Origin of the sequence: Actinoplanes sp. NPDC048791 (assembly GCF_040650095.1) — a bacterium.
Taxonomy (GTDB): Bacteria; Actinomycetota; Actinomycetes; order Mycobacteriales; family Micromonosporaceae; genus Actinoplanes.
The window spans coordinates 1-7,268 of record NZ_JBEZGQ010000388.1 but is presented as its reverse complement, the minus strand read 5'-3'; the positions used below and the strand labels follow the sequence as shown (position 1 = coordinate 7,268).

Sequence of the window (7,268 nt, the reverse complement as noted above, 5' to 3'; positions counted from 1 at the left end):
GGCGGAGTGCACCGGCGCGATGGCGGCGGCGACGCCGATCCCGACCGCCCCCGCCGGCAGCAGCCGGGCGACCGCGTCGATCCACCGGCGGGGAACGATCCGGTGCGCGCGCAGGTGGTGGCGCAGCATCGGGGGGTGACGGTGGTGCCGGAACCCGGCCACGACCAGCAGAGTCGCCCCAGCCTGAACGACGATCAGCAGGACCAGGGCCGCGAGCGCCGCCACTACTTCCAGTGCAGTGCGCTGAGTCCGGTCAGGAAGGCGAGGGCCTCGTCCTCGGAACTCTCCCGTGGATTCAGCGTGGCCACCGCGGTCGGCGTCGCGCACACCATCACGGGCTTCGGTGCGGCCTCCTTGGCGTCACTGATCTGCCGCCACACCTCGCCGACCGCCACCCGGTGACCGGACCAGGCCGGGAGGCTCGCCTCTTCGGTCGCCGCCTTGCGGACGGTGAGGTAACCGACCGGTGGCAGGTGCTTGAACGCGGTGATCCGCTGCCACGACTGCCCGGACGGCAACCCCACCTGGAGCCCCGCCGGGGCGTCGGCGAAGGTGAGATCGTCGAGCTTGCTCAGCATCTGCGCGTGGGTCGCGCGCGGTTCGTTGACCCAGCAGTACGCCTCGTGCCAGCGGCCCTGCCACGCGACGAGGCCGACCGATCCGTCGACGTTGGCAGCGAGCAGGTAGGTGCCGCCCTGGGCCGGGTACTCGGCGACGTACTTTCCGTTCAGCAGCACCGCGACGTGACCGTCCACAGTGCCTGCCGGACCGGTCTCGAATGCGCGTCCCCCGATGCTGCTCGCCTCGGGAGTTCCGCTGAACCGGACCCGGTTCTCGGTGAACCACGGCTCGATCAGGCCGGAGTCGGCGTGTTTGACGGTCAGCGTGCTGCCGTCGGGCGCGACGAGTCGTCCGCCGGATCGTGGGCGCCACGCTCGGACCGCCTCGCGATCGATCGTCCGCACTGCCATAGAGATCCCCCCGCTCACTCTTGGTGTGACACACGTTACGGAGCGGAAAGATCCTTCTCGATCCCTGGTCGGACATCATCCACAAACGACAAAGCTGCGCACACCGACCGATCCCCGCGTGGTCAGGACCGGACGGCGGAGTGGTACGCGACCGCCCACCGCGGCGCCCGCGTGTGTTGCCCGACGACTCAACCCACCGGCCGGCCCGGTGACGCCGGTTGTATCGGCATTGTCATGATCGGCCGCTGCCGGGCCCCGGCTGCCTATAGTCGCTGCTGTGCGTGCTCATGTGCTGGTCGCCGAGGATGACGTCCGGCAGGCCGAGGTGGTCCGGCGGTACCTGGAAGCGAGCGGGTACCGCGCCTCGGTGGTGCACGGCGGCCGGGATGCGATCGAGCAGGTTCGGCTGACCCCGCCGGACCTGGTCATCCTGGACGTGATGATGCCGCAGCTGAACGGCGTCGAGGTCTGCCGGGTGCTGCGCCGGGAGAGCAACGTGCCGGTGCTGATGCTGACCGCCCGACGCGACGAGGACGACCTGCTGCGCGGACTGGACGCGGGTGCGGACGACTACCTGGTCAAGCCCTACAACCCGCGGGAGTTGATGGCGCGCGTCCGCACGATGCTGCGCCGCACCCAGTGGGCGCCGGCCGAGCCGGATGCCGCGCTTCGGGTCGGCGAGATCGTGGTCGACGTCCGGGGCCGGCATGTGACCAGCGGCGGGCTCCGGGTGGACTGTACGTTCGGTGAGTTCGAGATCCTGGCCGCGATGGCCGCCGCGCCGGACCGGGTGTTCACCCGCGCGCAGCTGCTGGAGCGGACCCGTGGTTTCGAGGCCGCGGCCACCGACCGTACCGTCGACATGCACGTCATGAGGCTGCGCCGCAAACTCGAGCCGAATCCGCGCCGCCCGGCCTACCTGCTGACCGTCTACGGCGTCGGCTACCAGCTCACGGACGGGTCGCGGTGATGCGCGTCCCGCTGCACCGCAGCCTGGTCGCGCGGCTGCTGGCCCTCTCTCTGGTGGTCATGCTGTGCGCCGTGACGGCCACGGCGTGGCTCGCGGCGCAGAGCACCACGCGCGCGATCGTGCAGGCGCAGTACCACGGGATCTCCGACGGCGAGGTGATGATCTACGACGAGGTGGTCGCCTACGCCGCGACGCACACCGACTGGTCCGCGGTGCGGCCGCTGCTCGTCGAACTCGCCGCGCGGACCGGCCGGCCGATCTCGCTGTCCTACCCGGAAGGCGAGTTCCTGGCCGGCTCGGAGACGTCGACGGTCCTGCCGGCCCGGCGGTCGGCGCTGGTCGACCCGCTCAACCTCGAGGGCTACCTCACCGACGACCAGCCCGGGCGCGGTATCGACTGGCGCGCGGTCGGTCCGTACCGGCTCACCAAGGCCGCATTGGAGACCGTCTCCGAGCGCGTGCTGGCGGCAGAGTCCTGCCTGCTCGGGAAGGACATGGACGCATGGGTCTCCCGTGCGACCGGCGGCCGGCCGACGCTGCACTCGGACGACGCATCGGACGCTCAGCTGGCCGGCTGCCTGCGCGAGTCCGGCGCCGACATCCCCACCCCCACCGAGCAGCGGGCGCTGGACGAGCTGACCGCCCTCACCAACGCCTGCCTGGGAGACGGCACGGTCACCGTGCAGCTCGGCTTCACCTGGACCGGGCGGGCCCCGGCGGGGTCGGACACCCGGGCCTGCATCGATGATGCCCGCCGGATGCAGCTCCGGCCGTACGTGGCCCCGCGCGCGATCCTCTACATCCACGACGCGGCATCGGTGACCGGCCCGGTCTTCGACCTCTCCCGGGCCAGCACGATGGGGATCGCCGGCGTCTCGGCGCTGGTGCTGGCGGTCGCCGTCGCGATCACGTTGCTGGTCGGCGTACGGATGTCCCGGCCGCTGCGCGCGCTCACCCGCGCCGCGGAGCAGGGCGCGGCCCGCCTGCCGATCCGGGGCCGGGACGAGATCGGCCGGCTCACCGCCGCGTTCAACGACCTGACCGAGCGCCGGGAGGCCGGCGAACGGCAGCGGCAGGCCATGGTCAACGACATCGCGCACGAGCTCGGTACGCCGCTGACCAACATCCGTGCCTGGCTGCAGGCCACCCGGGACGGGGTGGCGGACCCCGACCCCGAGCTGCTGGATCTGCTCGCCGATGAGGCCGACGTGCTCCAGCACATCATCGATGATCTGCGCGACCTCGCCGCGGCCGACGCCGGGCAGCTGCGCCTGCACCCGGAGCTGGTCTACGTCAACGAGCTGCTGGACCAGGTCGCCGCCGTGCACGGCAGCCGCTCCGGGGACGTCACGATCGTGACCGAACCGGTCGGCGATCCCGAGGTGATGCTCGACCCGCTCCGGATGCGCCAGGTCGTCGGCAACCTGCTCTCCAACGCGGTACGGCACTCCCCGCCGGGCGCCACCGTGACCGTCCGCTCCCGTCTCGACGGCGACGATCTGGTGATCGAGGTCGTCGACGCCGGCGACGGGATCAGCGAGGACGATCTGCCGCACGTCTTCACCCGCTTCTGGCGCGCGGACCGGTCCCGCAACCGGCACACCGGCGGCAGCGGCCTCGGCCTGGCCATCGTCCGTGACCTCGTCGGCGCGCAGGGCGGCACCGTCACCGCGACCAGCCGCGCCGGCCACGGCAGTACCTTCACCATCCGCCTGCCCGCCCGGGACTGACCCACGCATCACCCCTTCCGCACCGTCGGTGGCTGCGCCACTCGCGGCGATGGACTACGCAGAACAGACAGGAGGCGGCCGATCGTGGCTGCGACGAAGGATCGTCTGCTCGCCCTGGACGGGCTGCGGCTGCTGTGCGCGCTGGTGGTGGCCGCCCATCACCTCGGCATGGCCTGGTCGGTGGACGGCGTACGGCCGACCAGCACGCATCTGCCGCAGGCGGTGAACTCGGTGCTGATCTACGGCAACCTCGGCGTGGAGGTGTTCTTCATGATCAGCGGGTTCGTCATCTGCATGAGCGGCTGGGACCGCAGCCCGCGCGCCTTCCTCGCCTCCCGGGCCGGCCGGCTCTACCCGGCGTTCTGGGCGTGCGTGCTGATCACCACGGCCGTGATGACCTGGTTCCCGCTCACCGAGGGCATCCCGCTGCCGCACGGCCTGACCGGCGGTGACGTGGCCGTCAACCTCACCATGCTCGCCGCGCCGCTGAACGTGCCCTACGTCGACACCATCTACTGGACGCTCTGGTACGAGTTGCGCTTCTACCTGCTCTTCATGGTCATGATCGCGCTGGGCCTCACCCGTGGCCGCGTGCTCGCGCTGGGCGTCGGCTGGCTGGCCGCCTCCGTCGTCGTACCGGCCGGGGTGCCGCTCGCGGAGCTGGTCATGCCGCAGTACGCGCCGTACTTCGTGGCCGGCATGACGTTCTATCTGATCCGCCGGCACGGGATGACCCTGCCGCTGGGGCTGCTGCTTGCCGCGTCGTGGGTGCTCAGCCTGGTCCGCGTGCGGGAGCGCGTGCTGATCGCCAACCCCGGCTTCGCGGTGCCGGTCGGGCCGGGGCTGCTGATCATCACGCTCGGGTTCGCGGTGCTGCTGGTGATCGCGCTCGGGCACACCGACCGCTGGAGCTGGCGCTGGCTGGCCGTGGCCGGGGCCGTGTCGTACCCGTTCTATCTGCTGCATCCGCGCATCGGCTACACGATGATCCGGTACGCCTACGACCGCACCGGTCTCCCGGTGCCGCTGCTCGTCGCCGGCGCCATCCTGGTGCTGCTCGTCGCCGCCTGGCTGGTCCACCGCCTGGTCGAACGCCCGCTCGGCCCGGCGCTGCGCCGCCTGATCGCCACCGGACCGGTGCGGTCCCCGGCCGGCGTGTCGATGGCCGATGGACCCGGCGCGCCGGTCGGCGCGCTGGGCTCGCGGGTCGGCGCGCCGGGAGAGGAAAGCGGAGCTGTCGGACGGGCCCACGGGTGACGGCCCGTCGAGCACCGCGGGTGAGGCGCGTGTGCGCGGCGATCCGGCAGAGCCCGTCAGCGAAGGCACAGCAGGTGCGGATGGTGTGGCCTGCGGCGTGACGGAGGAACGACGCCGCGTTGTCAGCGTGTGGTACCCGTATGGGGACATCGGGCGTGATGACTGCCCGGCACAACGGGGGAAACAGTATGGATTTGCAACAGGGCGCTGCGCCGGGTGACTTGACGCCCAGGCTGCTGCGGGAGTCGCAGTGGTCCGACGCGATGGTCGAGGAATCCGGCATCGAGGTCCGCGACATCCCGTTCGTCAGCGTCGGCGGCGGCATCGGCTCCTTCGTCACCGTCGACTATCTGCGCATCGCCGGGGTGCCGACGAACCGGATCGCGGTGCTGTCGAACATCGACCATCCGTGGCAGACGTACCAGTACCTGACCCGGGTGTCGCAGATCCCGAAACCGGAGCGGATCCGCTCGGACTCCTCCTCGCGGCCGGACAACATCTGGGGCTTCCCCTCGTACGCGCTGGCCGAGGCGTGGCGGGACCGGACGCTGCGACCGCTGGTGCACGTGCTCGGGGAGCCGATCTTCGCCGACTACTGGACCCCGCGGGCCGGCGACGTCTTCGCCAGCCTGGAGCGCGAGGCGGCGCGGATCGCCTACCCGGAGATGCTGGTCAAGGGTGTGGTCCGGATGGTGCGTCGCCGGGTCGGCGGCGGCTACTTCACGATCCTGACCCCGCCGGCGGGCACGAGCGCGACCAAGCGGATCGCGTACCGGTCCCGGTTCGTGCACCTCGCGGTCGGCTATCCCGGGCTGCGGTTCCTGCCCGACCTGCAGGCCTTCCGCGAGAAGCACCGCGACTTCCACCACGTGGTCAACGCGTACGAGCCGCACGAGCACGTCTACGAGTTCCTCAAGACCTCGCCCGGCACGGTGGTCGTGCGGGGTGGCGGGATCGTCGCGTCCCGGGTGCTGCAGCGGCTGATGGACGACCGGGAACGGCACGGGCTGCAGACCGAGATCGTGCACATCTTCCGCACGTTCGTGGCCGGCGCGCACGGCCCGCACCTGTGGTCCCGGCGCCGGGGCGGCCACGGTTTCGCCTACCAGGGCTTCAACTATCCGAAGTCGGTCTGGGGCGGGCAGCTCAAGGCCAGGATGCGCCGGCTCGAGGGCGACGAGCGGGCCGCCGAATACCGCCGGATGGGCGGCACCAACACGCCGAAACGGCGCCGCTGGCAGCAGCAGATGCGGGCCGGCCGCAACGCCGGCTGGTACCGCGCCTTCCAGGGCACCGTGGAAGAGGTCCGGCCGGGCCCGGAGGGCACCGTGCTGAGCATCGTCCGGCGCGAGGACGGCCTGCAGAACATCCAGTCCGACTACATCATCGACTGCACCGGGCTGGAGGCCGACATCGCGGAGCACCGGGTCCTCGACGACCTGCTCACCCACGGCGGCGCCGGGCGCAACCCGCTCGGCCGGCTCGATGTGGAGCGGACCTTCGAGGTCAAAGGCGTGGCCAACGGTGACGGGGCGGTCTACGCCTCCGGCACCGCCACGCTCGGCGGCTACTTCCCCGGCGTGGACACCTTCCTCGGGTTGCAGGTGGCCGCCCAGGAGATCACCGACGACCTGGCCCGCCGGGGCTGGTGCAAGCGGCTCGGCCCGGTGCGGTCGACCGCACAGTGGATCCGCTGGAGTCTCGGCCGCCCGGTGCAGGGGAGTGCGCAATGGTCCCGATCCTGATCGGCCGCATCCAGACCCGGCTGTTCCTGCTGGCGCTGGTCGGCTCGCTGGTCACCCTGGTGCTGATCCCGCTGTTGCCGGTGCCGGGACCGTTGTCCGAGCGGTACCGGGTGGCGTTCGTCGTGCTGGCCGCGGTGGCCGTGCTCGGCATCGCCTGGGAAGCGCTGTACCACCTGCTCATGCAGTTCCGCTGGGAGAAGGACTGGCCTTCACTGTTCGGGCTGCTCACCGGCGTACCCGAAGGGGTTTTGCTCTGGTTGCTCCTGCGCGCCGGCGCGGTCCCGCTGATCGACACCGTGCCACCCGGATGGGCCTTCGCCACGCACTTCGCCGTGGTCTGGGTGGTTGTCTGGCTGGTCGCCAACGGACCGATGCGGGTGCCGTTCCTGCGGTGGCGCTTCCGCGGCGGGAGGCTGGTATGAACATGCGTGTACAGCCCCTGCCCGGTGCCGGGCTCGTGGTGCGCGCCGGTGATCTGCTCGCCGTCTGCGCGGACGCCGGTGCGGAGACCGACGAACTGGTCGCGCTGGTGCGCCGGGCCGCCGACGACGGCGGCGACGGGGCCGGCCTGATCGCCCGTCTGGCCGGGCAGCTC

General features: G+C 71.5%; 7 protein-coding genes. 5 read left to right on the top strand and 2 right to left on the bottom strand.

Annotation, left to right across the window (positions count from 1 at the left end):
- On the bottom strand, window positions 1-225 hold a 225-nt coding region (locus AB0C29_RS25395; protein WP_360824720.1), incomplete at its 3' end, for a hypothetical protein.
- Window positions 225-971 (bottom strand): hypothetical protein, encoded by a 747-nt coding sequence (locus AB0C29_RS25390; RefSeq protein WP_360824718.1) that lies wholly within the window; start codon window positions 969-971, stop codon window positions 225-227. The genes AB0C29_RS25395 and AB0C29_RS25390, both read right to left, overlap by 1 nt.
- Window positions 972-1,248: 277 nt before the next feature.
- Here AB0C29_RS25390 and AB0C29_RS25385 point away from each other — a divergent pair, with 277 nt between their 5' ends.
- From AB0C29_RS25385 to AB0C29_RS25365, 5 genes are all read left to right on the top strand, one after another.
- Window positions 1,249-1,941, top strand: a complete 693-nt coding sequence (locus AB0C29_RS25385) for a response regulator transcription factor (protein ID WP_360824715.1) — start codon at window positions 1,249-1,251, stop codon at window positions 1,939-1,941.
- A complete protein-coding gene (locus AB0C29_RS25380) occupies window positions 1,941-3,671 on the top strand; it encodes a HAMP domain-containing sensor histidine kinase (protein ID WP_360824712.1) in 1,731 nt (576 codons plus the stop codon). Before AB0C29_RS25385 ends, AB0C29_RS25380 begins: the two co-directional genes overlap by 1 nt.
- Before the next feature lie 84 nt (window positions 3,672-3,755).
- On the top strand, window positions 3,756-4,928 hold the full coding sequence (locus tag AB0C29_RS25375; protein ID WP_360824709.1) for an acyltransferase: 1,173 nt from the start codon (window positions 3,756-3,758) through the stop codon (window positions 4,926-4,928).
- Between the two features lie 188 nt (window positions 4,929-5,116).
- The gene (locus AB0C29_RS25370) at window positions 5,117-6,673 is read left to right on the top strand and encodes a hypothetical protein (protein ID WP_360824706.1); all 1,557 of its coding nucleotides are present in this window, start codon (window positions 5,117-5,119) and stop codon (window positions 6,671-6,673) included.
- Complete coding sequence (locus tag AB0C29_RS25365) at window positions 6,658-7,095, top strand: hypothetical protein (RefSeq protein ID WP_360824703.1); 438 nt, start codon at window positions 6,658-6,660, stop codon at window positions 7,093-7,095. Before AB0C29_RS25370 ends, AB0C29_RS25365 begins: the two co-directional genes overlap by 16 nt.
- Window positions 7,096-7,268 lie beyond the last annotated feature (173 nt).